At 68.5% G+C, this 24,423-nt stretch carries 21 protein-coding genes; 6 read left to right on the forward strand and 15 right to left on the reverse strand.

Features of this window, described 5'->3' with window-relative positions; genetic code table 11:
* Window positions 1–54 precede the first annotated feature (54 nt).
* The 3 genes from HOP52_RS06760 to HOP52_RS06770 all read right to left on the reverse strand — a co-directional run bounded on the left by HOP52_RS06760 (window position 55) and on the right by HOP52_RS06770 (window position 4,034).
* The gene (locus HOP52_RS06760) at window positions 55–1,845 is read right to left on the reverse strand and encodes a PHA/PHB synthase family protein (RefSeq protein WP_238976603.1); all 1,791 of its coding nucleotides are present in this window, start codon (window positions 1,843–1,845) and stop codon (window positions 55–57) included.
* Window positions 1,846–1,925: 80 nt separating this feature from the next.
* On the reverse strand, window positions 1,926–2,891 hold the full coding sequence (locus HOP52_RS06765) for an arsenic resistance protein (RefSeq protein ID WP_238976604.1): 966 nt from the start codon (window positions 2,889–2,891) through the stop codon (window positions 1,926–1,928).
* A 303-nt stretch (window positions 2,892–3,194) separates the two neighbouring features.
* Entirely contained in the window at window positions 3,195–4,034 is an 840-nt protein-coding gene (locus HOP52_RS06770) for an MOSC domain-containing protein (RefSeq protein WP_238976605.1), read from the reverse strand.
* A 122-nt stretch (window positions 4,035–4,156) separates the two neighbouring features.
* Here HOP52_RS06770 and HOP52_RS06775 point away from each other — a divergent pair, with 122 nt between their 5' ends.
* The gene (locus tag HOP52_RS06775) at window positions 4,157–4,537 is read left to right on the forward strand and encodes a Rieske (2Fe-2S) protein (protein WP_238976606.1); all 381 of its coding nucleotides are present in this window, start codon (window positions 4,157–4,159) and stop codon (window positions 4,535–4,537) included.
* Window positions 4,538–4,568: 31 nt separating this feature from the next.
* On the opposite strand, the gene HOP52_RS06780 is transcribed toward HOP52_RS06775, so the two are convergent.
* Window positions 4,569–4,835, reverse strand: coding sequence for a hypothetical protein (locus HOP52_RS06780; RefSeq protein WP_238976607.1), 267 nt, complete (start codon window positions 4,833–4,835; stop codon window positions 4,569–4,571).
* Window positions 4,836–4,991: 156 nt separating this feature from the next.
* On the opposite strand from HOP52_RS06780, the gene HOP52_RS06785 reads away from it, so the two are divergent.
* Window positions 4,992–6,023, forward strand: a complete 1,032-nt coding sequence (locus HOP52_RS06785; RefSeq protein WP_238976608.1) for a GlxA family transcriptional regulator — start codon at window positions 4,992–4,994, stop codon at window positions 6,021–6,023.
* Between the two features lie 53 nt (window positions 6,024–6,076).
* Here HOP52_RS06785 and HOP52_RS06790 read toward each other — a convergent pair whose 3' ends face one another.
* Window positions 6,077–6,358 carry a DUF503 domain-containing protein gene (locus tag HOP52_RS06790; protein WP_238976609.1) on the reverse strand — a complete coding sequence of 94 codons (282 nt, stop codon included), beginning with the start codon at window positions 6,356–6,358 and terminating at the stop codon, window positions 6,077–6,079.
* 172 nt (window positions 6,359–6,530) lie between these two features.
* Here HOP52_RS06790 and HOP52_RS06795 point away from each other — a divergent pair, with 172 nt between their 5' ends.
* The 3 genes from HOP52_RS06795 (at window position 6,531) to HOP52_RS06805 (ending at window position 9,522) form a co-directional block, all read left to right on the forward strand.
* Window positions 6,531–7,412, forward strand: a complete 882-nt coding sequence (locus tag HOP52_RS06795; RefSeq protein ID WP_238976610.1) for a DMT family transporter — start codon at window positions 6,531–6,533, stop codon at window positions 7,410–7,412.
* Between the two features lie 83 nt (window positions 7,413–7,495).
* On the forward strand, window positions 7,496–8,275 hold the full coding sequence (locus HOP52_RS06800) for a Mut7-C ubiquitin/RNAse domain-containing protein (RefSeq protein ID WP_238976611.1): 780 nt from the start codon (window positions 7,496–7,498) through the stop codon (window positions 8,273–8,275).
* Window positions 8,276–8,325: 50 nt separating this feature from the next.
* On the forward strand, window positions 8,326–9,522 hold the full coding sequence (locus tag HOP52_RS06805; protein WP_238976612.1) for a CapA family protein: 1,197 nt from the start codon (window positions 8,326–8,328) through the stop codon (window positions 9,520–9,522).
* Window positions 9,523–9,569: 47 nt separating this feature from the next.
* Here HOP52_RS06805 and HOP52_RS19585 read toward each other — a convergent pair whose 3' ends face one another.
* Both HOP52_RS19585 and HOP52_RS06810 read right to left on the reverse strand, forming a co-directional pair.
* On the reverse strand, window positions 9,570–9,692 hold the full coding sequence (locus HOP52_RS19585; RefSeq protein WP_275298086.1) for a hypothetical protein: 123 nt from the start codon (window positions 9,690–9,692) through the stop codon (window positions 9,570–9,572).
* 64 nt (window positions 9,693–9,756) lie between these two features.
* The gene (locus tag HOP52_RS06810; RefSeq protein ID WP_238976613.1) at window positions 9,757–11,415 is read right to left on the reverse strand and encodes a caspase family protein; all 1,659 of its coding nucleotides are present in this window, start codon (window positions 11,413–11,415) and stop codon (window positions 9,757–9,759) included.
* A 235-nt stretch (window positions 11,416–11,650) separates the two neighbouring features.
* On the opposite strand from HOP52_RS06810, the gene HOP52_RS06815 reads away from it, so the two are divergent.
* Window positions 11,651–12,472 (forward strand): alpha/beta fold hydrolase, encoded by an 822-nt coding sequence (locus tag HOP52_RS06815; protein ID WP_238976614.1) that lies wholly within the window; start codon window positions 11,651–11,653, stop codon window positions 12,470–12,472.
* On the opposite strand, the gene HOP52_RS06820 is transcribed toward HOP52_RS06815, so the two are convergent.
* The 8 genes from HOP52_RS06820 to HOP52_RS06855 all read right to left on the reverse strand — a co-directional run bounded on the left by HOP52_RS06820 (window position 12,450) and on the right by HOP52_RS06855 (window position 24,303).
* Window positions 12,450–14,030: a serine/threonine-protein kinase gene (locus HOP52_RS06820; RefSeq protein WP_238976615.1), complete on the reverse strand. Its 1,581-nt coding sequence runs from the start codon at window positions 14,028–14,030 to the stop codon at window positions 12,450–12,452. The two genes, HOP52_RS06815 and HOP52_RS06820, sit on opposite strands and share 23 nt — an antisense overlap.
* On the reverse strand, window positions 14,027–15,544 hold the full coding sequence (gene tagF, locus HOP52_RS06825; RefSeq protein WP_238976616.1) for a type VI secretion system-associated protein TagF: 1,518 nt from the start codon (window positions 15,542–15,544) through the stop codon (window positions 14,027–14,029). The genes HOP52_RS06820 and tagF overlap by 4 nt, the downstream gene beginning before the upstream one ends.
* 4 nt (window positions 15,545–15,548) lie before the next feature.
* On the reverse strand, window positions 15,549–19,022 hold the full coding sequence (gene tssM / locus HOP52_RS06830) for a type VI secretion system membrane subunit TssM (RefSeq protein WP_238976617.1): 3,474 nt from the start codon (window positions 19,020–19,022) through the stop codon (window positions 15,549–15,551).
* Complete coding sequence (gene icmH / locus HOP52_RS06835) at window positions 19,019–20,362, reverse strand: type IVB secretion system protein IcmH/DotU (RefSeq protein ID WP_238976618.1); 1,344 nt, start codon at window positions 20,360–20,362, stop codon at window positions 19,019–19,021. Before icmH ends, tssM begins: the two co-directional genes overlap by 4 nt.
* A complete protein-coding gene (tssK, locus tag HOP52_RS06840) occupies window positions 20,352–21,704 on the reverse strand; it encodes a type VI secretion system baseplate subunit TssK (protein ID WP_238976619.1) in 1,353 nt (450 codons plus the stop codon). Before tssK ends, icmH begins: the two co-directional genes overlap by 11 nt.
* 10 nt (window positions 21,705–21,714) lie before the next feature.
* Window positions 21,715–22,227 carry a type VI secretion system lipoprotein TssJ gene (gene tssJ / locus HOP52_RS06845; protein WP_238976620.1) on the reverse strand — a complete coding sequence of 171 codons (513 nt, stop codon included), beginning with the start codon at window positions 22,225–22,227 and terminating at the stop codon, window positions 21,715–21,717.
* A gap of 83 nt (window positions 22,228–22,310) precedes the next feature.
* Window positions 22,311–23,894: a type VI secretion system-associated FHA domain protein TagH gene (gene tagH, locus HOP52_RS06850; RefSeq protein WP_238976621.1), complete on the reverse strand. Its 1,584-nt coding sequence runs from the start codon at window positions 23,892–23,894 to the stop codon at window positions 22,311–22,313.
* Between the two features lie 142 nt (window positions 23,895–24,036).
* The gene (locus HOP52_RS06855) at window positions 24,037–24,303 is read right to left on the reverse strand and encodes a hypothetical protein (RefSeq protein ID WP_238976622.1); all 267 of its coding nucleotides are present in this window, start codon (window positions 24,301–24,303) and stop codon (window positions 24,037–24,039) included.
* Window positions 24,304–24,423: the final 120 nt, after the last annotated feature.

The following is a 24,423-nucleotide window of genomic DNA, read 5'->3' on the forward strand; positions in this document are numbered from 1 at the left end:
CTCCTCAGCATAGTCAGGTTCCCCGGATCGACGCCGCCCCACTCAGAGGGTGTCTCAGGGCATGCGCACGTAGCGCCCCGGGGCATCATCCAGCGGCGGATAGCGCTCGCTGCCAAGCGCCGGCGGGGCTTCCTCCCCGCTGGAGTGGGCCACCAGCCACTGTTGCCAGGCCGGCCACCAGGAGCCCGAGCGCTCCGGGGTGCTCTGCTGCCAGGTATCGGGGTCGAGATAGCGCTCGCCCTGGCGCTGGGTGCGCAGCCGGTAGCGGCGCCGCGGGTGGCTGGGTTCGCTGACGATACCGGCATTGTGGCCGCCGCTGGTGAGCAGGAAGGTGACCTCGTCGGCGTCCGTCAGCAGGTGCACCTTGTAGACGGACTGCCAGGGCGCCACGTGGTCGGCGGTGGTACCGACGGCGAAGATCGGCGCGCGGATATCCTGGATCGCCACCGGGCGGTGATCGACCTGGTAGCGGCCGCTGGCCAGGTCGTTGTTGAGAAACAGCTGGCGCAGGTATTCGCTGTGCATGCGATAAGGCAACCGGGTGATATCGGCATTCCAGGCCATCAGCGCGTTCATCGGCTGGCGCTGCCCCAGCAGGTAGTCGTGCACCACCCGTGACCAGACCAGATCGTTGGAGCGCAGGATCTGAAAGGCGCCGGCCATCTGGAAGCCGTCCAGGTAGCCCTGGTCCCACATCATGTTCTCCAGGTAGGAGACCTGGCTCTCGCCGATGAATAGCATGAGTTCGCCGGCCTCGGTGAAGTCCACCTGGGTCGCCAGGGTGGTGAGGGTGGCCAGACGCTCGTCGCCGTCGCGGGCCATGGCGGCGGCGGCGATGGAGAGCAGGGTGCCCCCCAGGCAGTAGCCGACCCCGTGCACGCGGGAGCTGCCGGTGATCTCCGTCACCACCTCCAGCGCCGCCATGGGGCCCAGCCGACGATAGTCGTCCATGCCCAGGTCGCGATCCTCCGAGCCGGGGTTGCGCCAGGAGATCATGAACACCGTATGGCCCTGGTCCACCAGGTACTCCACCAGCGACTTGCCGGGCGCCAGGTCGAGCACGTAGTACTTCATGATCCAGGCCGGCACGATCAGCACCGGCTCGGCCTGAACCCGCGGCGTAGTCGGCGCGTACTGGACCAGCTCTATCAGCTGGTTCCGATATACCACCTTGCCGGGGGTGACGGCCAGGTTCTCGCCCACCCGATAGACCTCCGCCCCCGCCGGCGGCTTGCCGGAGACGGCACGCTCCCAGTCCTCGAGGAAGTTCTGCCAGCCATCGACCAGGTTCCAGCCACCGGAGGCCAGCGTGGCATGCGCCACCTCGGGATTCAGCCAGGGGATATTGGAGGGCGAGGCGTGATCGAGCAGCTGGCGCGTGACGAAGTTGATTACCTGCTCCCGTGCCGGCGACACGCCCTCCACCCCGGTGGTGGCGTTGTGCCACCACTGCTGGGTCAGCAGGAAGGACTGATGGATCAGGTTATAGGGCCACTGCTGCCAGGCGTCATGGCTGAAGCGATGATCCTGGGGCATGGGCTCGATGCAGGCCGGGGTCGCCGGATCCATGGCCAGGCGACCGGCATACTGGGCCAGGCGGGTGGACTTGCGCACGAACTTTTCGCCGAGCTCGAGCTGCTTACCGGGTGAAAGCGACAGGTGCGCCAGCCACTCGACGTAGACGCTGGCGAGCCCGGCGGGGGTAATGCCCGCGGTCATTCGGGCCAGGTTGGCCTTGAAGGCGCGATCCAGCGCATGGGTGGCGTAGTAGCCAGGGTTGGGCCGCTCGTCGGCAGCGGGCAGCGGCGTACAGTGCTCGGGTGTCGTCCGGGATTCCTGCGTCATGCGACTGAGCCTCCGTGATCACGATGGGCTAGCGGCGAACCGCCACGGCCATCCTCCAGCCTAGCATATACTGCACTGCATCATGGCGACCGCGCAGCAGGGAACAGCCGGTTCGGCACCAGGTGCAGAAAGAGCAGCATGCCGAGCAGCTCGACCAGCGACTGGAAGACCACCACCACTACCGCCGCCTCCAGGCCCACCGGCAGGGCCAGCGCCAGCGGCAGCACCACGAAGGAGTTGCGCGAGCCGAAGCTGAAGGCCAGCGTACGCCCCTGGGCCACGGGCAGGCGAAACGCCCAGGCCAGCAGCCGGGCCAGCAGCGCCGCCGCGACCAGAAAGGCCACGAAGACCAGCGCCAGCCGGGGCAGCAGGGCCACCGATGCCGTGACCTGAGCCACCTGCCCCGCCGCCACCGTAAACAGCACCGCGGCCAGCAGCGGCACCGGCAGCCAGCCCAGCCCGGCGATCAGCCGCGCCCGGCCGGGCCAACCGTTGGCCCAGCGCTCGGTGAAAAAGGCCAGCAGCAGCGGCAGCAGGATCAGCCCGCCGAAGGCCAGCAGCAGCTCCCGCTGAATCAGGCCGACCAGAGCCGCCTGGCCCAGCAACAGCCACAGGTAGACCGGCAGCAGGATGAGCTGCAGCAGCAGGCTCACCGGCGTGAAGGCGATCGCCGTAGGCGTGTCGCCGCCACCGAGATGGGTAAAGGAGAGAAACCAGTCGGTACAGGGCAGCAGCAGCACCAGCATCACACCAAGACGCAGCGCCGGGTCATCCGGCAGCCACTGCACCAGCCCCCACACCAGCAGCGGGATCAGCGCGAAATTGCCCACCACCGCCGCCGAGAGAAAGCGGGTGTTCACCAGCGCCCGGCGCAGCCGTACCAGCGGCACCTGGGTGAAGGTCACATAGAGCAGCCCCCCCAGCAGCGGCCACAGCAGGCTCTGCGTTGCAGCGGCCCGATCGGGCGAGCCGGTGCCCACCGCCAGGCCGGCGATAATCGCCGCCAGATAGACCACGACCTGATACTTCTCGAGGAGCTCTCGCATCACCACTCGCCTGCCCGACCGCCATCACCGATCGAAAGAAAAAGGAGTCCCCGCTATAGCGCCGAGGATGACGCATCCCAGCAATGCATGCCGGCCCCCTGCAGCCGTGCTTTGTAGTCAAAGGCTTACATAGCGGCACCGGCAGCGCTGACAGCACCACCGCCGGGCAGGGTCTAGAGTCGAAGGACTCACGCTTTCGCCCTGCAGCGCGACTGTGAGTTCCCTTGCCTTGCCCGCCACCCGGCGGGCTTTTTCTGTCCGTGCGCCCCGACTTGCCGTCAAACGACCGGCGCTCACCCAGGGTCAGCGGGCCCGCAGGCTGTCACCCAGGGCCATCGTCGCTCCCTCTCCGGCCAGCAGGATCGCGTTCTGGCCGAAGTAGCCACCGGGCGCCGCCACGGTGTTCATCGCCACCAGGGTGCGCAGCGGCTCACCGGGCACGGCGATCTCACCGCTGTGCTGATCCACGGTGGTGATCTTGCAGCGCTGGCAGGGCTTTCGGATCCCCAGGCGAATATGCCCCGCCGCAGCGGACAGCGTATCCCAGCCGTTCTCGGCAAAGGGCAGCGCCCCCTGCACGACGATATTGGGCCGAAAGCGGCTCATCGGCACCGGTGACAGCCCCTTCGCCCTCAGCACCTCGTTGAGCGCCGTCAGTGACGCCTCCGAGGTGACCAGAAACGGAAAGCCGTCGGCGAAGGCCGTGTGGGCGACGTCGCCGGGGCGCAGAAAATCATCGGCCACCCGGCGCCGATGGGGTGCTGCAAAGCGCACCAGGCGCAGCCTGCTGCCACGCAGCTCACCCAGCACGCCAGTCAACCAGTCGGCTGCCTCTTCCCCTTCATCCAGAGCCTGGCAGGCATCGTCCCATACATAGGCGGTCAACCGCGGCCGGTCGCTACGCGCCAGTTCGATCGCCAGCGACTCCGCTTCGGGATGCTCCAGCACCAGCGAGTCGGCCTCGAGGCTCACCGAGACCTGCGCCATGCGCGGCAGCTGGCGCTGAGTGACGAAGCGGCCGGCATCGTCGACGACCATCCACTGGCGGTCGTAGGCCAGGCCACGCGGCTCCAGCACCGCCCGCTCCAGGGCGATACCCCGCAGCGACTTGACCGGGTAGACATTGAGCTGCGTGATCTTCACCGGAAATCCCCTGTACTCCGTTACGTGGGTGCTGTCGCCCAGCACATCGATCCCGTCAGCGCTGACAAGCGGGCCGCGATTGGCGACACTACCGTCACGCTTTCAGCAATAGGATGCACGACATGGTACCCGCATGGCAGCGCTATCGCAGCGCCCCCGCGCTCGGCACACGCCTGATCCAGGCGGCCGACCTCCCCCCGGGCAGCACCCGCTGTCTCTACGTGGAAGGCGAAAACGGCCACTTCCCCCTGCTGCTGGTCGCAGTGGACGATGGGCCGCGCGCCTACGTCAACGCCTGCCCCCATCAGTACCTGCCCCTCGACCAGCGTGGCAAACGCATTCTCAGCCAGGACGGCGAGCAGCTCCGCTGCACCAACCACGCCGCAACCTTCTCGGCGCGAACCGGCGAGGGGCTCAGCGGCCACGGTGAGGGCTGCGCCCTGGACCCGGTGCCGCTGAGCGTGGACGATGACGGCTGGCTGATGATCGGCAGCTCAGTCTAGGCGTCACTCGGTTGTCAGTGTGATCCGGGACTCAGGCCAGCTGGTGCGCCGGCAACCCGATGGCGTGCGCCTCGGCGACCGGGAAGTAGCGCTGGGTGCTAGACTCCCCCAGGATAGGGTCCAGATAGTCGCGCAGCCGCTCGATCGAGGGTGCCTCGTAGAGGCAAACAGCACGGCTCAAGTCCTCGGCAGGCAGGAACTGGTGCACATAGAGCGCCTCAGGCAACGGAAAGGCCCGCTCGGCGCACTGCTGAAACCCGGCCGGGTCATGGATCTGGTGCTCGATGGTGATAAACATGATCTTCTCCTCGCCATTGACGGTGGGTGGTCCAGGATTCCGGCGCTGTCTGGCCTTGCACCTTCCTCCTGCTGTCCACGATCCGCCTTGCGCCCCCCCCTCGCCAGAGCCAGACTGATCGAAAACGGCCCATTCTGATCAGCGGGGCTGAAAAACATGGCGATGAGCGTGTATCCCAGGCGGGTCAGCTTGCTCGCGCTGCCGGCGGAGTCCACCGGCACGCCGATTCACGGCCTCTACGAGACCCTGGTGCTGGCCGATGCCGTGGTGGCACGACCGGCGGGCGGCGCCACGCGCCTGTTCGAGGCCGAGATCGTCGGCCCAAAGCGAGGGATCTTCCCCAGCGCCTGTGGCCTGCCACTCGAGGTGCACCGCGCCATCGGCGAGGTGGACGATACCGATATCGTCATTACCGCCTCCATGCTGTTCGAGAATCAGGCGTGGGTGACCGGAACACACCCGGAGACGGTGGCCTGGCTGCGGCGCATGCACGATCAGGGCGCCGACCTCTGCTCGGCCTGCGCCGGCGCCCTGCTACTGGCTGAGACCGGCCTGCTCGATGGTCTGGATACCACCACCCACTGGGCCTTCGCCCCCACCTTTCGTCAGAACTTCCCCGAAATCCGGCTACGGGTCGAGGAACTGCTCATCGTCACGGGCCGGCGCGGCGAGTTCGTCATGTCCGGCGCCGCCAGCTCCTGGCAGGACCTGATCCTGTTCCTGATTGCCCGCTATGTCAGCCCGACCGCTGCCCAGGAGATCGGCAAGTTTCTCCTCTACCACTGGGACTCCCGCAGCCAGGCACCCTTCGTGCCCTTCGTCCCGCCCACCGACCATGGCGATGGCACCATCCGACAGCTCCAGGAGTGGCTACACGCCCGCGACACCGTGGATGTCTCGGTCGACGATCTGGCCCAGCGCTGCCACCTGCCACGCCCGACCTTCTACCGCCGCTTCAAGCGGGCCACCGGCTATTCGCCGGTCCACTATCTGCAACAGCTGCGGGTCGAGGAGGCCAAGCGCCTGCTCGAAAGCACCGACGAGCCGGTGGACGACATCAGCTGGCGGGTCGGCTACGAGGAGGCGGCCGCCTTCCGGCGCGTCTTCAAACGGATCACCCGGCTCAGCCCCGGCGAGTTTCGCCGGAAATTCCATTACCCTGCCGGACCACCGGCCGGCGCGAAGTGATACTCACGGGATACCCAGGGATAGCGCCGCCAGCGACGACGACCTGGACGGGTTCAGAGAAACTCCCGCGCCACCCCGACCACCCGACCGTCGACGGTGCGCTGCAGCTTGTCCTCGATCTCGCTGCACAGCGACTCGACCCTCTGCGACGACATCGCCGCCACCACGAAGGTCCACTCGCTGGCGTCCAGCCGATCATGGTCGGCGCTCTCACAGACGGCGACCGCGGGATTGCGGCCAAACCGCTCGTGCAGGCCGCCCATGCGCTGGCGCTTCTCCTTGAGCGAGCCGCAGCCGGGCAGGGACAGGGCCAGGGTGAGGATGCCGATATGCATAGGAGCTCCTTGCGTACCGAAGAGTCGTTGGTGGAATACCGGGACCGACGCTGACGCCAACAAGGGTTATCGTCAAGCAGCGCGGTCACCGCGATAAATTCAGGCCAATACCTTCCCTTGCAGTGAATTCGACCGTAACCTGCAGTATCCCCTGATACCACAAGGAGGCTGGATGACACCGGCCGATTCCCTGCGCCTGCTGCTGCTCTCCTCGCTGTGGGGCATGTCATTCATCTTCATGCGGGTGGCGGTGCCGGAGTTCGGCCCCGTGCCGCTGATCCTGGTGCGCATGGGTCTGGCGGCCCTGCTGCTGATTCCGCTGCTGCTCAGCGTGCACTATCTCCGGCTGGTCTGGGAGCACAAGGGCGCGCTGCTGCTGCTGGGCCTGGTCAACCACGTGCTGCCCTTCACCCTGCTGGCGCTGGCCACCACGCGCCTCGAGGCGGGCTTCACCTCGCTGATCAACGCCACCACGCCGATCTTCACCGCCCTGCTGGGGGCGCTGCTGTTTGCCACCCCGGTGCAGCGCCAGCAGTACCTGGGGCTGGCCCTGGCCTTCTTCGGCGTCTATGTGCTCTCCGCCAACCGGCTGGACTTCGCCCTGGGCGGGGATGGCTGGTTCATTCTCGCCGTGCTCGGCGCCACCTTCTGCTACGGGGTGGCCAGCAACTACTCCAAGACCTACCTGTCCCACCTGCCGACGCGGGTACTGGCGGCGGGCAGCACCGCCATGTCGGCGCTGATCCTGCTGATTCCCGGCCTGCTGCTGTGGCCCAGCGAGCCGATCAGCGGCCTGGCCTGGACCAACGGCCTGGCGCTGGCGGTGTTCAGCACCACCGTGGCCTTCTTGCTCTATTTCGGGCTGATCTCCAGCGCCGGAGCTACCGCCACCTCCACCGTGACCTTCCTGGTGCCGGTCAGCGCCCTGCTCTGGGGCTACCTGCTGCTCGGCGAGGTGCTCAGCCTGCAGGTGCTGATCGGCATGGTGATCACCCTGGTCGGCACCGCCATCGCCACCGGCATGCTGCGACTGCGGCGGCGCGAGGTGGCCTGAGGCGCACGCCACCGCCAAAGGAGTACACTCACAGGGAACCCTCTTGGCGAAGCAGGCAGCGTGCCTCCCACATTCGGATAATCATGGCCAACGCCGATGTGCATTTCCATGCCGAGCTGAACGACTTCCTGGCGCCGGCGCGTCGCGGCCGGCCGATGGTGTATGCCGTCACACGCCGGGCGGCGATCAAGGATGTCATCGAGTCGCTGGGGGTTCCGCATCCCGAGGTCGATGTTATCCTGGTCGACGGCGCCTCGGTGGGGTTCGGCCATATCCTGCACGGCGGCGAGCGCGTCGACGTCTATCCCTGGTCGGTCCCTGTCGCCTCGGCCTACCACCTGCGCCCTCGACCGCCCTCACCGCCGCGCTTCGTGCTCGATGCCCATCTCGGTCGTCTGGCCCGCTATCTGCGCCTGCTCGGCTTCGACTGCCGCTACCGCAACGACTACGCCGACGACGAGCTGGCCGCCTGCGCCGACCAAGAGCAACGGATCCTGCTGACCCGCGACCGCAACCTGCTCAAGCGTAAACGCATCGCCCTGGCCCACTTCGTTCGCGCCGACGCCCCCTGGCAGCAGCTCAAGGAAGTCTGCGCGGCCTTCGATCTGGTCGACGCCTTCGCTCCCTTCACCCGCTGCACGCGCTGCAACGGCCGACTGGAGCCGGTCGCCAAGGCGGCGGTCGAGGCGCGGCTCGAGCCGCTGACCAAGCGCTACGTCGACGACTTCCTGCAGTGCGATAGCTGTCACCAGGTCTACTGGCACGGCAGCCATGTGACGCCGATGCGCCGACTGGTGGCAGCGCTCAAGCGCGACGCTGAGCACAGCCCATCAACCGGCGCCCCTCCGCTATCCTCGAGGTAAGGCATCCCACGCCATCGCGACGCCCGAGCCGTCTTGCCAGGAGGCCCACCATGCCCCAGGTTGCCACCTCCTCCGCCGATCCTGCCCTGACCCTGCTGCTCGCCGGTGACGTGATGCTGGGACGCGGCCTCGACCAGATCCTGCCTCACCCGGGCGCTCCCGAGCTCTATGAACCCTTCGTGCGCGACGCCCGTGACTATGTGCGTCTGGCGGAGCGGGAAAGCGGCCCCATTCCCAGTCCCGTCGAGCCCGCCTACCCCTGGGGAGACAGCCTCGAGGAGCTGCGCACCGCTACGCTGCGCCTGATCAACCTGGAGACCGCCATCACCGAGAGCGCCGTTCCCTGGCCCGGCAAGGGCATCCACTACCGCATGCATCCCGCCAACCTCGACTGCCTGACGGCGGCGGGCATCGATCTCTGCACCCTGGCCAATAACCATGTGCTGGACTGGGAGCGGGCGGGACTCCGCGAGACCCTGGCCGCGCTGGATACAGCGGGCATCGCCCATGCCGGCGCCGGCGAGAACTCGGCGGCGGCACGCCGCCCGGCCGTGCTGCCGCTGCCCGGCGCCGGCCGGCTGCTGGTGTGGAGCCTGGGGCTCGCCGACAGCGGTATCCCGGTGGACTGGCAGGCCACCGACACAGGGGCCGGCGTCAACCTGGTGGACGCCGACGACGCCAGCGTCGCCGCCTCGATCGTCGCCGAGAAACGCCCCGGCGACCTGGTGGTGGCCTCGGTGCACTGGGGCGGCAACTGGGGCTATGCGGTGCCCGTCGAGCATCGCCGCCTGGCCCACCGGCTGATCGACGCCGGAGCCGACCTGGTCCACGGCCACTCTTCCCACCACCCCAAGGGACTCGAGCGCTACCGGGGCCGGCCGATCCTCTACGGCTGCGGCGACCTGATCAACGACTACGAGGGGATCCGTGGCCACGCGGGCTACTTCCCGGAGCTGGCCGTACTGGCGGGGTGCCGCTGGCATCCCGACCGACGCGAGTGGCTCGACCTCTGGCTGACACCGCTGCGCCGCCGGCGCTTGCGTCTCGAGCACGCCACGGCCGGCGAGGCCGACTGGCTGGCCGAGACCCTCAATCGCCACGCCCCGGATCGTTCCCCGGCGGCCTGCCCGCGACTCTCCCGCGGCACCGACGGCCGCCTGCACTGGGCTAAGCCGCCTCCTCGCGGGGACGGTACGCCTCCGTCAGACGGCGCTGGACGTTCTCCGGGGCCGGCTCGTAGTGGCTGAAGCGCAAGCTGTAGCCGCCGGCACCGCCGGTCTGGGCATTGAGGCGGCTAGGGGTAGTCGAGCACCTCGGCCAGGCGGACCAGGGCCTGGAGGCTGACCTGGTCGCCCAGGGTCTGAGTATCGAGGATGCGTCCGCGGCTCGCCGAGAGATCCGCGGTGAGGTCGTCCATCGGCGCCCTCTCCAGGCATTGGCGGCCTGAAGATAGGGTAGCAGCAGGCGTGTTCCCATTCGCCTCAACGGGAGGCCACTCCCCGCGCCGCCGTCGGAACGAAATAGAAATCACCGCCCTCGTGACCGGCGGCACGGATCGGACGCATTTCCGGCGTCAGACTGATGCCCTCAGAGGCACGCCTGCGCACATTGACCGCCACTTGGGCGAACAGCATGTTCTCGCGCAGCACGTCCTGGTTGCCCTCCAGCACCTCGATCAGCGACCGGGAGAAGAGCGAGTGGGGCCGGTCGGTCAGGTCGGGTACCGGGCGCTCGCCTCCCGAGGAGATGACGATGCGAGCACGGCGCTGCAGACCGGCTCGGATCTCTTCGTCGGAGAGCCGACGCTGGCCGCTGCCCAGCAACAGGGAACTGGCGCCCGATGCCATGCCGCTGGCAAACACCGAATCGGCGAGCACCAAGATGGAACGGGCGCGGATCCGATCGAGGTGGTCGCTGATGACGGCATTGTTGATCCAGCGCACCAGGCGTTCCGCCTCGGCATCCACGGGCAGCCAGTAGCTGCGCTGTCGCCGGCCATCTTCACGGTCGGAGCGGTTGCCGTGGCCGGCGTAGTAGATCAGCAGGTTGTCTCGTTCGGTGATCCGCTCGTGGAGGTCGTTGAGGGCCGACAGTGTCTGGACCTGGTCGGCATTGGGCAGGAAGATCACCTGAAAGCCATAGCGATTCTGCAGCAGTTGACTGATGCGCTGGGCATCGGTCAGCGGCGACTCCAGGTCATCCAGGAACTGGTATTCCTGATTGCCGATCACCAGGGCGTAGTAGCGCCCGAAGTCGATACCGGCGAAGCTGGCCGGTCCGGGGGCGGCGGGCTCGTCCACCTCGGCGGGCTCGGGAGGCGTCACGGTGGGCTCGGGGGCGGCTCGGGGCGGCGTGTCCGCGTCCTGCAGCTCGCTCATCTGGGCCACCAGGGCTTCTCGCTCCTCGCTGGTGCGCTGGGCCTGGGACTCGAGGGCCTCGACCCGGCCGCGGGCCTCCTCCAGCTGCTGGGCCAGTGCCCGCGCCTCGGCCTCGGCCTCCGCGTCGGCCGTACCGACCGCGGCCTGCGCCTGGGAGAGGCGCCGCTGGAGCTCGTCCCGCTCGCGAATCAGTTGCTGACGCTGCTGCTGGAGGGCCTCGGCCTGCCGTTCGGCCTGCTCCACCTGAGCGCCGAGCTGTGCCCGCAGCGCCTCCATCTCCTCCGTCACGTCGGAACGAAAGACCAGGGGATCCTCGGACACGCCGGAGGCCTGTCGATAGAGGTTCAGGGCCCGGGCCCGGTCCTGGGTGACACCCAACCCCTGCTCGTAGAGGAACCCCAGATTGATCTTCGCCCGGGCATAGCCTTGGTCGGCGGCCCGTCGGTACCAGGCCGCGGCGGAGACATAATCCGGTTCCGTCCCCAGGCCCTTCTCGAATATCTCGCCCACATAGTTCTGGGCTTCCGCATCGCCGGCCTCGGCAGACTCCAGCCAGACGCTCAAGGCCGTACGATAGTCGGCGCGGTCATAGGCGACGTACTCCCCGCCACGAATGCGGCAGTCCTGGGCGGTGGTGCGGATCGCCCGACGGGGCGTGAGGAAGGTAGCGCCCCCCAGGCGTCTCACCTGGCCCGTCAGCAGGCAGTCGACGATGTAGAAATCGTCCACCGAAGCGGCCCGAGCGGCGAGCTCCGGGCTCACCGTCGCTCCGTTGGGGGCACAGCCGGCGAGCAGCAGGGCGGTCCCCGCCACACAACCGACGGAAAGACAGGAAAGACGTTTCCTGAAGGCAGAGCTATGATCGAGAGTATCAGAGGAATTCACGGCACTCCCCCTGCATATGGTTGGCCCCCCTCCCGCTCCGGCAAGTCGCTACCGTGTCGGGCAAGCAGGTCATGGCAGGCTGATACGGCTCGCTGGCCTACTGCTCAGTATAGTGCTTGTCACCGCTTGCTCCAGCCCCGCGCAGCGCTACCATGCCGCCGCCGAGGCCGGTGGCTATGCCATCAAGGACCTTCCTGCGCCCCCCTTCCGGCTCACCGCCTATCGGCCCTCCGAGGCACCCTCGCCGGGGGGCCTCTGGCACGTCTACCTGACCGGCGACGGCACCCCCTGGGAACGGGGCCGCTACCCGAGCCGGGACCCCACCCCGCGCCGCCCCCTGATGCTCGAACTGATGGATCGGGATCCCAGGCCACGGCTGCTCCTGCACCGGCCCTGCTACGGGAACCACCCGCCGGATGCGGCCTGCCGGCCCCGGCTCTGGACGGGGGCGCGCTACAGCGAGACCGTGGTCGATGCCCTGGATCGGGGCCTCGACCGTCTGGTGGCGGAGCGGGAGATCGCGGGCCTGGTGCTGATCGGCCACAGCGGTGGCGGCCTGCTGGCGCGGCTGCTGGCCGGTCGCCGGGAGGACATCCGGGCGCTGGTCACCCTCGCTGCCAACCTGGACCACGCGGCCTGGACCCGTCACCACGGCTATTTGCCGCTGGAGGAGTCCCTTCACCTGTACGATGTCCCCCCCCTGGGAGCCGGCATCCTGCAGTGGCACCTGATCGGCCCCCGGGATGACGTCCTCCCGGTGGCCCTGCTGCGCGAGGCCGCCCATCACGATCCCCATGCCCGTGTGGAGGTGATCGACGGCTTCGACCATCACTGCTGCTGGGGCGAGGCGTGGCCGGCATTACTCGAGAGGCTGGACAGGTACCTGGAGCATCAGGAAGAAGAGCTGGCGGCTACTCCGCCAGGCGGGCATTGAGCTCCTCGATGGCCGCGTCGAGCCGATCTCTCCGGGTTCCCAACTCGGAACGGGCCAGGGACTCTAGGCTGATGCGTAGCAGCTCCAGCGAGAACTCGTCCAGGTCGTCGCGCTGCGCCTCGCGCAGGTAGTGATCCATCACCGCATCGGTTCTCCGATCCACCAGGACGCGCAGGCGGTTGCGATCGCGGCCGCCGACCTCCTCTTGCTCCACCGCCTGCTCCCAGGCCAGGGTAAAGTGTCGGTGCGCCTGGGGGATATCGCCCGCCTCCAGGTACTCGTTGCCCTGCAGGATGTGCTCCCGGGAAACATCCAGGCTCGGCGGCAGGTCGTCCAGCGTCACCAGCAGGTCGCTCTCGCGGATCAGCAGCCACCAGGAGATCAGGGCCCCCACTGCCAGCACGCCCAGGGAGGCGATCACGCTGCGACGCAGCTTGGCGGGGGGCTGGATGGCCTGCAGGAACTGGCCGGCATCGGCAAAGCGCGCCGTCCGCTCGAAGTCCAGGGTGCGGGCGATGGCCCGTGACACCCGCTTGGGGAGCCCATGCAGCACCGGAGGCCTCATGCCCTGGCGGACGGCCTCGTCCGCCGGCAGCTTGTGTCCGGAGGCGTCGAGGTAGGGATGCCGGCCAGTCAGCAACTCATGGGCGATACAGCCCAGCGCATAGACGTCGTCTACCGGTTCCGGGACCTCACCGGCCAGCATCTGCGGACTGGCATAGGCCGGGGTGATGGCCCCGATGGTGGCCGGGTCGAAGCGGGTCTGCTCGCCGCCCTCCGTACCGGCCTGCACACGCGCCGCCCTGGCGATGCCGAAGTCGAGGATCTTGGCGTTGCCTTCCCGGGTCAGGAAGACATTGCCGGGCTTGAGATCGGAATGGACGATGCCCTGCTCATGGGCATAGGCCAGGCCACGCGACAGGCGCTCGAGGATCTGCAGCGCCTCTTTGCGAGGCAGCCCCCCGGTGAAGCCGCGGCGCCGGATGACCACATCCAGGGGCTCGCCCTGGAGATACTCCATGGTCATAAAGACCCGGGTGCCGTCCCGGTCGAAGTCATAGACGGTGACGATATTGGGATGGGCGAGTCGCTGCGCCTTCTTCGCCTCGCGCTGCAGCGCCACCAGGGAATCGGGGTGCTGGCGGAACTCGTCGCTGAGCAGTTTCAGGGCCACATGGGGCTGGCTGTCCTGGGCCTCCTCCTTGCGCAGGTCGCGGGCCTTGTAGACCGAGCCCATGCCCCCCTGGCCGAGCAACGACTCGAGCACGAAGCGCTCCTTGATCACCGAACCCGGCCCGAAGGCCTCCGCGGAGGGCTCGCCCCAGGCCTCCGGTCGCGACCAGTTGGACCGGGTGCCACCGCTCCGGGTATGGCCGCTTTCACGCCCGTCACCTTGCCCTTCACCGACGCCGGCCAGGCGGGTCGCTTCCGCGTCCGCCCCCCCCACCCGGGTGGCATCGTCGGAGGCGGCCTCCCCGTTGCGCCGGGTGTCGTCATCCGGCAACCGGGTACGCTCGTCGGCTTCGTCGCCGGCCTGGCTCCCTTTCCGCTTCTTCATCCTCGCCCTCCGTCAGACTGCGCCCGATCCCCATCGACGAAGACGGCCACCGCCGTGAGGTTGTCCCGGGCCTCACCTGCCAGCACCGCCTGAAGCAGGGTGTCGACCACCGCCTGGGGGGAATCGGCCTTCAGGGCGGAGTGGATGACGGCCGAGGAGACGAAACCATGCACACCGTCCGAGCAGAGCAGGAAACGATCGCCCGACCGCAGGTCGGAGAAGCGACTCTCCAGCTTCAACTCCGCCGCGGCCCCCACGGCCCGGGTGATGACGTTGGCCTGGGGATGGCCGTGAGCCTCGGCAGCCACCAGCTCACCGCGCTCGATCAGGTCCTGCACCACGCTGTGGTCCCGGGTGCACTGGGTCAGCTGGCCGTCGCGCAGCCGATAGAGGCGACTGTCGCCCGCCCACAGCCAGCCGCACTCGCCGACGCCGGTCAGCAGTACCACTACCGTACTGGCACTGACCATCGGCCGCTCCGGCCGATGCGCCGCGTGCCAGAGGTGCCGATTGGCCACCCCCAGCAGCTCGCGCAGGGCATTGAGCCGTTTCTGCAGGTCGCCCCCGGGAGGCACCTGCAGCACCCCCTCAATCACGTTGCGGCTGGCCTCGTCGCCGGCCTCGTGCCCCCCGACCCCGTCCGCCACCGCCCAGAGGTGCAGGTCGGGTCGGTCCAGGCAGGCGTCCTCGTTCACCCGGCGCACCTTGCCGACATGGCTGACGCTCGCCGAACGCAGGCGGGGCGGGCCCAGGAGGGGCGCGGCCGGCGCCACTGCCCGGGGAGCCAGCCAGCGCAGTGCACGTCGCTCCCAACCATGCCGCTGCCACTCGCCATCCAGCATGGCGGCGAAGCGATCCGGTGTCGGCAGGGCGGCCTGCAGCAGCAGACAGGGGGGGACGCGATGGGAGCCCTCCGTCCACCACAGGCTGAAGCCCTGCCGGTGGCCGAGCAACGCCTGCTGCATCGCCAGCAGGGCGGGCACCAGTTGCCCCAGCGACTCGAGGGTGATGCAGGCGGGGCCCTGCAGCGGCGCCAGCAGTTGGCTGGCGTCATCGGCGACCCAGGGGTGCAGCCGCTCCCCATGGACGCGCACCGCCTCATCGAACCGCTCGAGATCGTGCGCCGTCTCCTCCTCGAGCACGCTCATGGCAAGGGCCTCGAGCTCTTCGAACCAGCCGCCCTCCTGGACCGCCAGACCGAACAGCGAACTTCCCTCGGGCAAGCCGCCGACCAGGGTCAGCGGATAATAGCGACCCACCGCATCGACGCTGGGCATCAACACCCCCGTGGCCGGGGTCTCTCCGCAGACACCGGCGGAGAGGGCGAAGCGCCACAGCGGACTGGTCAGGTAGGCATCCAGCCAGCCCTCGCCGAGTCGCTGGTGGGCGTCGTGCAGGCAGCGCGACAGCCAGGGATCCCAGACCGCCAGGAAGTCGCCCGCCACGCGCCGCCGGACGAAGTCGCCCCGACACGGCAGCTTGCCGTGGAAGCCCAGGACGATGCCCCCGGCCATGGCGCTACAGCCCCCCGGCGCAGCGGAAGCGCCGCCAGTCGTTGCTGCTCAGCGGGTTGCGCGAGGACTCGAACTCCAGACGCACCCGGGCGGAGTAGCCCCCCACATTGAAACTGACCAGGTAGGTGATGGCCGACTGTGCCGCCGGCTGGGCGGCATCCAGGGCCCGCAACCAGGACCAGCTACCCTCATAGGCGACATTGGGCCTGAGTCCACCGCGATCCTCGAACATCACGAGGGTCTCCTGGCCGCCGTCGCCGGGCCAGACGAAGCGACGTGCCAGGGGCGGCCCATGGCGATAGCTCAGCACCTGGTCCCCGAGGAAGAACTGGAACTGCCGCGCCCGGGCGTCCAGGTAGTGCGGTGTCATCGAGAAGGCCACCTGGGGGCCACCGCCGCCGAGGAAGAACATCTCGCGGATCATCCTGGCCCGCTGGAACTGGGCCAGGACCGAGCTCGGAATGCCCAGACGTGCGGCCTCGTCGCTGCGCCACTGCAGGCGGCCGCCGGGGGCATCCACCAGGTTGGCGAGGTTCTCCTGGAAGAAGGCCTCCATCACCCCGCCCGGGCCGAACAACCGGGCGAAGTCGCCGGGAGGAATGTCCCGGGAACTGCCGGGCTCGAAGGGATAACGACCTTGGGCCAGCTCCTGGCAGATGGGCAGCACGGCGTCGCGGTAGCGCCGGTTGAGCTGGCTGCGCAGGTTGCGCATGGCGACTTCCTGCCCGGAGCCGGCCAGGGCATCCACCCATTCGCTGAAGGGGGCCGGCGAGCGGGCCGCTTCGCTGCTCAGGCGGCGCAGGGTCTCGCCGCCGAACTGCGTGAAGTCCCGGTCCCCCAGTCCACCGCCCAGGGCGCTGAGCTCATTGTAGAGCTGGGTCAGGCGGGCGATCAGCGACGACATGGGGGGCTCGCCGTTCTCCCCCAGCACGAAGCGGTGGAACTCCCGGAAGTGGGCATCGATGCGCGCGCCCGGGTGGATCTCCGGCGCCTGCTCGCGTCCGGGATCGACGAAGCCCAGCAGGGTCCCGAAGCGCCCTGCCGCCGGGGTCTCGTCGTCACGTTCAGGCTCCGGAAAACGGGTCTGGTTGGCGACCAGTTCCATCAGCCGCCGCAGCGGCGAGGTCGGACCGGTGATCACCGCCAGCAGATCGATCGCCTGGTCCACCTGCAGCAGGGGCACCAGATCCAGATCCGCCAGCAGCTCCTCCCAGTGGTCGATATAGGCCTGTTCATAATGGCGCACGAATTCCTCGGCCAGCCTCAGGTGGGCCGCACGACCGCTGGGCAGGGTGGCCTCCCCGAACACCCAGTGATCCTCGAGGAAACGGCTCACCAACTCCCCTCCCTCCTGCCGGGTGATCTGTTCGAAACCGTCACGGGTGTAGAGGGCCGGGATCGGCTCCGAGAGCGGTGTGCCGCTGCGTCGACGGAACACCAGGTCACTGCCGAGCCCGGCCTCCACATCGAGACGCAGGGAGGCCTCGTGACGCTGATCGAAGCGGGTCTCCAGACGGCGGAACATCAGGGCCGGCACGGAGGCCTGACGCAGCGAGGCGCGGCTGCGGGCCACCAGCTCATCGTTGACGCTGACCGCGGGGAAGGAGCGAGCGCTGTCGGTATAGGCGCCGAAGTGCTCGAAGAGCGCCTGGGCAATGGCCCGCTGCTGGGGAAACTCGCCCAGCAGGGCATCGCGCACGATGACCTCGAGCTCGTCGCGATTCAGGCGACCGGTCTCGGCCAGCATCAGATAGCCCTTGAGGTAAGCATAGATATTGGTGGGCGGAACGTTGGGGGTGGAGAGGCGCCGCTCGATGAGATTCACGACCCGCGGCACCAGCAGTTCGCGCACCCCCTGGAGATAGGCCTGCTCGGCGGTTCGACCCACGGGCTCTCCACGATAGAGCCCCAGCCCCATCAGGACGGGAACCCGCCCACGATGGCGATTGGCCTCCGCCGCCACCTCGCGCAGGGCGTCCAGGCGCGGCAGCACCTCCGCGAGCCCTGCCTCCCCGGGCATCGGCTGGCTGGCCAGCTCGCCATGGGCGGCCAGGGCGGCCTCCACGTCGGCCAAGTAGCCGCGGTTGTATTGATAGCTGGTCATCCAGCCCACCGAGACGACCGCCAGCACCCCGAGCAGCAGCAGGTAGGCCGCGTTCTGGGCCAGGGCCCGCCCCACTTCCAGGCGCCAGTTGACGCCGGCCAGCCCCGATTCGGGAAAGATCACCGACTTGAGCAGGCGGTGGATGAAATAGCTGCGTCCCTGACCGGCCGGGGCGGCCTCCACGGGGGAGGCCCCCGAGACCTGCATGCCGTAGGCGCGGGCCAGGCTGTCCATCATGCGATCGATGGGCGTCCCTTCCTGGGTACCACTGGTGAAGTAGAGCCCCCGCAGCATCACCGGCCGATCGTAGCCGGAGCCCTCGAAGGTATCGGCGATGAACTGCAGCAGGCTCTCCCGCAGGCCGGCCATCTGCCGGGGGAAACCGAACAGCCTGGCACGCCGCTGGGGCTCCCGCTCTTCCACCAGGCGCTCCAGTAGGCGGGCATCGAGTCGCTCCAGCAGCCGCGAATACGCCTCGTCGGCCCAAGCGGTGAAGCGGCCACCGGCCACCGGCTCGGGGCGCGTCATGCCCCAGACCTGCAGCCGCCCTTCGTGGTCCAGGTCATCGAAATACTCCACGAAGCCGGCGATCAGGTCGCACTTGGTGATCATCAGGTAGACCGGCACCTGGATCCCCAACTGACGCTGCAGTTCGTCGAGCCGTCGCTGTACCCGGTCGGCATGGCGCTCACGGGCCTGGGGCGAGGGATCGAGCAGGTCGGTGGCGCTCACCGCCACCAGCACGCCATTGACGGGACGACGCTTGCGATACTGGCAGAGCAGCTCGAGAAAGGCCCGCCATTCAGCGGCATCGGCGCCGGCCCCTGAATCCTGGCTGAAGTAGCGCCCGGCGGTATCCAGCAGCACCGCCTCATCGGTGAACCACCAGTCACAGTTTCGCGTGCCGCCGACGCCACGTAGCGCGTCTCGACCGTACTTCTGGTCGAGGGGGAAGGTCAGCCCGGAGTGGCGCAGCGCCGTGGTCTTGCCCGAGCCGGGGGGGCCGATGATCACGTACCAGGGCAACCGATAGAGGTCCCGGCCCCTGCCGGATTCACGCAGGAAGCCGACCGCCTCCTCGAAGCGACGCCCCAGCTCGTCGCCGGGCCGATCCTCCGCGCCGGCCGTGGCGACGATGGCATCGCACAGCCGCTCGCTGGCGCGCTTCACCCGCCGCCAGCGCAACGCCTGCAATACTCCCCAGCCCCCGAACAGGGCCAGGATGGCCCCCAGGCGAGGGCCGGGAGCCTGGAAGGGCACGAGGTCGCCGATCGCCACATAGGGCCCGACATACCAGATCAGCAACCCCAGCAGCACCACTCCCACCAGGCCCAGGGAGGCCCGCCGCCGAAGCAACGAGAGCAGGACCTTCACGGGCCACCTCCCGGGGAACGATGCTGGATCTCGATGCGGCGATTCAGGGCCCGGTTGGCCGGATCATCCGGGGGACGATGGCGAGGCCGATCCGCACCGATACCGGCATGATCGATACGGTCTGGATCGGTGAGCGGTTCGCGCAGCAGTCGGGCCGCACTCTCCGCCCGCGCCTGGGAGAGCTCATAGTTGTCGCGGAAGCGAGCGGAGCGGATCGGCAGGTTGTCGCTGTGACCCTCCACCAGCACGCTGCCCGGCACCTCCTGGAGGGCGGCCCCGATGCGGCGCAGCAGGGGGCGAAACTCCTCGGTCACCTCGGCACTGGCCGACGCGAATACCTCGCCATACAGCACCACGGTGGTCCGCCCCCCCTCGCCGCTTTCGAACTGCAGGCGCTCGGGATCCACCCCCTCGAGCAGTTCGGCCAGGGTCGGGGGACGCTCGGCCACCGGCACCGCCGGCGCCGACACCGGCAGGTCCACCGGGGACGCGAAGGTGGCCTGACGCACCTCGTTGAGCTGCGCGATGACCGGCGCCGAGGCACGATTCAAGGCATTGTTCAGGGTGAAGTAGACCGCACTGCCGAGCACCAGCACCAGCACGACGCAGACCCAGGCCGGCAGGGTCCGGACCAGGCGGTGGCGGCGGTCCTCGACCCCCCGCCAGGCCGGCGACAGCTCGTCCGGCGGCGACTCCCGCCATTGCCGGATTCGTCCATAGAGCCGTTCGCGCAGCTCGGCGAGCCGGGCCTCTCCCCCCGTGGTGACCCGATACTGCCCCTGCAACCCCAGGGCCAGACAGACATGGAAGAACTCCACCAGATCACGCCGCGGCTGGCGATCGGTCAGCACGCGCTCGATCATCTGGAACACCTTCTCGCCACCGGCACTGTCACGATGGAAGGTCAACAGCAAGGCGCGGCCGGGCCACAGGCTATTGGCTCCCCAGGGGGTATTCATGACCACTTCATCGATGAAAGTGCAGAGGGTATAGCGCGCCGCCAGGATGGATTCCTGGGCGGCGCCGCGCTCGGCCGCCGTCTGTTCGAAGGCCTGTACCTGACGCACGGTCTCCGCATGCAGGGTGGCGACATCCGCGTGATCCCGGGTGCCGCGCAGGCCGCAGCACAGCATCAGCAGCGGCATCGCCGCCTCCACCAGGGGATTGAGGGCGGTGAGACCGAACGCCGTCAGGGCCGGCGCGCCCTCGCCGACGCCGCCGGAGAGTGGAGGCGGGCGCCCTCCCCCCGGGGGGGAAGGCGCCGCTCGCCCTCCCGGGGTCGGCCGAATGATGGTGCGATCGCCGGAGCCGGGGGGCGGCGTGGGGCGGTCACCGTTCATGCCTACCTCCGCGAATCGCCCAGAGGTCCATCTTCAGGTCGGGATACTGTCCGGCGACATGCACCGCCATGCCCCCCGAGTCGGTCAGCGCCTCCCACAGGGGGTGGGTGCTGTCGAGCTCAAAGTAGACCCGCGAGGAGAGCTGCGGGATCTGCCGCGGCGCCGTCGGCATGGGCACCAGGCGAATGCCGGGCAGGTTATTGTTGACCAGTTCGGCGATGCGCTCCACTGGGGCCACCTTGGCGTGGGCCGGAAAGTAGGCTCTCACCTCCTCGGAGGCGATGGCGGCGCCCACCGACAGCACGAAGCTGGCCCGGCGAAACAGCGCCGGCTCCTGGACTCTGGCCACCCAGACGCCATGGGCCCCGCTCTTCTCCAGGGGAACCTGCACCGCCGGCAACTCCCGAACGGTGCGGAACTCGGCACGCAGGATACCCATCACGCTCTCGAAGGAGGAGCGCTGGTCAGCATGACGGTAGGGCTCGATCTCCGGGGGCAGGCGCTCTTCCCGGGTCAGGGTCGCCAGTTCCCCGGCCAGGGCGATGGCAAAGCGATAGAACGCCTCCGGCGACACATGGGTGGAAGCGGCGAAATGGTTGGCGACCGGCAGGTGTCGATTGACGACCTGCAGCATGAGGAAGTCGGCGATCTCCCCGGCGCCCCCCTGACCGCTCGCCGTGACACGCCCCGCCAGCATCTCGGCCCGTTGCTGCAGCAAGCCGCACAACTCGTTCAGGTACCCCTGCAGGCGTTCCGACGCCCGACAGCGCAGCACCGTCGGCAGGAAGGCCTCGTCCAGCACCAGCTCTCCCTCGGGGCGGACCTCGCTCACCCGACACAGCGGAATGCAGGCGTACTGATCGAGGGTTTCGCCGGCTAGGGCGAGGCGGGTCTCGAGACGCCCCACCTCCACCGGGGTGGAGACCGAACTGTCCAGCACCCGATCACGGACCTCCAGGATATCCGCCCGGTAGCGATAGAGGCCGGGCGGTGACTCCTGACGGCTGACGTCCACGGCGCCCTCGCGATCCAGGGCCAGGGCCAGGACCACCAGTTGGTCCCGCTCATCGGTCGACACCGCTCGAGGCGGCGGCAGGGGATCGTTGCCGGGCATGTCGAACGGCGTGCCATCGGGAAAGATCCCCCGGGCGGCACGCAGCCCCAGCTTGCCGATACCCAGCAGCTCGGTATCGAGCTCGAGGGTCTCGAGCCCCCACGCATGGCTGCCATAGGCCAGCAGTCGACCGGCGACATAGCCCTCGACGAAACGCTCCTGCTGCTGGAGATGCTGCGGCTCGAGGAAGAGGCCCTCGCTCCACAGCACACGGCTGTTGCGTGACATGCGTACCTCGCTAGTCGAACCGGACGGCGACTCGCACCCCGTCCAGGGTGATGGTGAAGGTCGCCTCTTCGAGGGCCTTCCCCGAAGGGAGCGCCGCCACGGCCCGCCACTGGGCGGCAGGATCCCGTACATCGAAGAATTCGGCCATCACCGCCAGATAACGGACGTCGGGGGAAAACACCTGGGTCAGGTTCCGTACCTCCCCCTGACAGGCCATGCCCGCCTCGGCGGCCTCGGCGGTTCCCATCTCCATGGGGCAGAGCTCGTAGGAGTCGCGCCCGAGCAGTGCCGCCCCCAGGGTGTCGGTATCCTGCATCACCAGCTCCTGCAGCGATGCATCCAGGAAAGCCTCGCGGTCGCGCAGTTGGTAGAGGCGAATGGTCACCGGTGACGGTCGCCCCTCGACATTGGGATTGAGTCCCGGCATGACCAGGATGCGCCCCGATACCGTCTGCGGGCCGGGTGGCGGCTCCGGCGCGGCCGCACAGGCGGCCAGCACCACGGCCGCGATCACGCCCAGCATCTGCCTAGCCGCCCGACTTTCCCTACCTGACCACCTCGTCATGAGCCTCTCCCCCGAGCTTGCCCCGACCACCGCCGCCGTCACTACCTGTCCCGACGGGCATGGGCCTTGAGGGCCTGGATCTGTCTTTCGTAGGCGTCGCAGAAGGCCTCGCCGAACAGACGATTGAAGTAGCCTTCGCTGTCGCGCTGAATCTCCGCATAGTGCGCCTGGTACTGGCGCCAGTGGCGGGGACCGGTCACACGCCCCAGCAGTGACCCACGCTCGTCGCCCTCCGCGAAGCGCGCCTCCAGGTGAGCCGGATCGAACTGGTGAAGCATCTCGAAGAAACCACTGCGCATACCCGCCAGCATGGCCAGTTGATGGAAGCGAAGATCCTCGAAACCGGCCTCGAACGCCTCCACCGCCGACAGGTAGTCGGGGTTCTGCTTGACCAGCAGGTTGTGCAGCGCATCCTCGGGACTGGTGGAGAACTTCAAGGGATTGTTCTCCCGCGCCTCGATCAGCGTCACCGACATGCGGAACTCGTTCTTGACCTCCATCCTCGCCCGCAGCAGATCCATCACCCCCTGGATGGCCACCCGAAGGATGCGGCCGAGCTCCTCGGCCCGCTCCGGGGGCACCCGATCCGGGTCCAGCCCGGCGCCCGCCAGCAACTGGCGCAGCGCCTGGTCCGGCGACGCCCCCGGCGCTGGCCCGGAGCCCTGGGGGCTGGCAGGCGCTGGCTGGCGTGCCTCGGGAGGCGGCTCGATCGGCCTCTCGCCGGCTGCCGGCGGCGGCGAAGCCTCCGGTGGCGGTGGCGGCGTAGCTTCCGCTGGCGGTGGCTGAGGCACATCCGGTGGTGGCGGCGGCGTAGCTTCCGGTGGCGGCGGCTGAGGCACGTCCGGTGATGGCGGCGGCGAAGCTTCCGGTGGCGGCGGTTCGACGGAGGCCCGGGAATCCCCTGGCCGCGGCGTCTCGGGCTCGCTGGACGCCGCGGACGCCTCGTCGGGCGGTGACGCCTCGTGGGAGGCCGCGCCGGGCAGATCTCGCCACCAGTCATCCGGCAGCAAGGGTTCGGAGGCCGGCGCCTCGGCGGCCGGAGGCCCCTGCGAGGCGGCCCGGGAGGTCGACTCGGGCGAGGCGAGGGGATCAGTGTCGGGCGCCGCCCGCTCGGGAGGCGCCTCCCTGTAGCGCGGCACACTGAAGTGTTCGTTCAGATAGAAACTATCGGCAGCAGGCGCCTTATTCGTCGATGGCGTCTCCACCGCCCCACCGAGCAGCTCCAGGGGATCGGGCACCTCGTCGGCGGCGGACCTGTCAAGCAAGGGGGAGGCCTCCGGCGACAGCGACGTGCTCTCTGCCGGCGACTCGATCCGCGCACGAATACGGCAATCCCCAATCAAGAACTCCTGCCCATCCTGCAGCAGCAAGGGCTCTGCCGGATCCATGCGGGTCACGCCATCGGCCAGCAGGATGCCGTTGGCACTGGCGTCCTCGAGGAAATAGCGACCATCCCGATAGCGGATACGCGCATGGCAACGCGAGATCTCCATCTTCGGGTCAGGCAGTACCCAGTCATTGTTGGGCGCCCTGCCCAGGGTACCGCCCTGTTCGGACCAGCGGTGACTCGCCTTGTCACCCAACCGCGACGAGGCTTCGTTGATCACCGTCAGCGTGAGTACCATGAGCCCACCCCCACTCAGTAGCGGGTACCTGATACCGTCATGCAGGCGCACTGCGCCCTGGTCTCAAGGCGTACCTACACCCAACAGTAGTGGCCCCGGGGCTTCCTCGCCAGGCGGATATCGTGCCCCCCTCGTCCCCCGGCTAAGGGTGCTGATAGACCAGGCGCAGGCAGCCCTCCTCCAGATCCGAATAGACATAGAGGCCATCGCCCTCACCGCCCAGGTCGATGATCACCGATTCGGGGGCGTCGAACCGGGTGGCGGCAATGGCCCGCGCGGCGGTGGTATTGAGGTTGTGTGCCTTGACATAGGCATTCCAGCGATCGGTATCGCGCGTTTCGATACGGCCCCCACGATCCGTCGCTTCCCTCAACAGCTGCCTGAAGCTGTAGTAATCCACATCGACCATCCGCGCTCTAGCCATAATCGGTTCGGCAACCGCCCCTTGTCATCATCCGGTAGGCATCTCATGGGCCCCTGCCGACCACAGCCGCGACAGACAGGCCTCTTGCCCACAGAGTCAACCACT

This window comes from Billgrantia campisalis (assembly GCF_022341425.1).
Taxonomy (GTDB): domain Bacteria; phylum Pseudomonadota; class Gammaproteobacteria; order Pseudomonadales; family Halomonadaceae; genus Halomonas; species Halomonas campisalis.

Bases quoted from the DNA above. Each gene is read 5' to 3' on its own strand.
- HOP52_RS06855 (WP_238976622.1), bottom strand. From the start codon at position 24,303: ATGGTCGATGTGGATTACTACAGCTTCAGGCAGCTGTTGAGGGAAGCG.
- HOP52_RS06775 (WP_238976606.1), top strand. From the start codon at position 4,157: ATGGTACCCGCATGGCAGCGCTATCGCAGCGCCCCCGCGCTCGGCACA.
- tagF (WP_238976616.1), bottom strand. From the start codon at position 15,544: ATGGCCGGGGGCATCGTCCTGGGCTTCCACGGCAAGCTGCCGTGTCGG.
- HOP52_RS06780 (WP_238976607.1), bottom strand. From the start codon at position 4,835: ATGTTTATCACCATCGAGCACCAGATCCATGACCCGGCCGGGTTTCAG.
- HOP52_RS19585 (WP_275298086.1), bottom strand. From the start codon at position 9,692: ATGGACGACCTCACCGCGGATCTCTCGGCGAGCCGCGGACGCATCCTC.
- HOP52_RS06790 (WP_238976609.1), bottom strand. From the start codon at position 6,358: ATGCATATCGGCATCCTCACCCTGGCCCTGTCCCTGCCCGGCTGCGGC.
- tssK (WP_238976619.1), bottom strand. From the start codon at position 21,704: ATGTCACGCAACAGCCGTGTGCTGTGGAGCGAGGGCCTCTTCCTCGAG.
- HOP52_RS06765 (WP_238976604.1), bottom strand. From the start codon at position 2,891: ATGCGAGAGCTCCTCGAGAAGTATCAGGTCGTGGTCTATCTGGCGGCG.
- icmH (WP_238976618.1), bottom strand. From the start codon at position 20,362: ATGAACGGTGACCGCCCCACGCCGCCCCCCGGCTCCGGCGATCGCACC.
- tagH (WP_238976621.1), bottom strand. From the start codon at position 23,894: ATGGTACTCACGCTGACGGTGATCAACGAAGCCTCGTCGCGGTTGGGT.
- HOP52_RS06800 (WP_238976611.1), top strand. From the start codon at position 7,496: ATGGCCAACGCCGATGTGCATTTCCATGCCGAGCTGAACGACTTCCTG.
- tssJ (WP_238976620.1), bottom strand. From the start codon at position 22,227: ATGCTGGGCGTGATCGCGGCCGTGGTGCTGGCCGCCTGTGCGGCCGCG.
- HOP52_RS06760 (WP_238976603.1), bottom strand. From the start codon at position 1,845: ATGACGCAGGAATCCCGGACGACACCCGAGCACTGTACGCCGCTGCCC.
- HOP52_RS06820 (WP_238976615.1), bottom strand. From the start codon at position 14,030: ATGAAGAAGCGGAAAGGGAGCCAGGCCGGCGACGAAGCCGACGAGCGT.
- HOP52_RS06795 (WP_238976610.1), top strand. From the start codon at position 6,531: ATGACACCGGCCGATTCCCTGCGCCTGCTGCTGCTCTCCTCGCTGTGG.
- HOP52_RS06785 (WP_238976608.1), top strand. From the start codon at position 4,992: ATGGCGATGAGCGTGTATCCCAGGCGGGTCAGCTTGCTCGCGCTGCCG.
- HOP52_RS06805 (WP_238976612.1), top strand. From the start codon at position 8,326: ATGCCCCAGGTTGCCACCTCCTCCGCCGATCCTGCCCTGACCCTGCTG.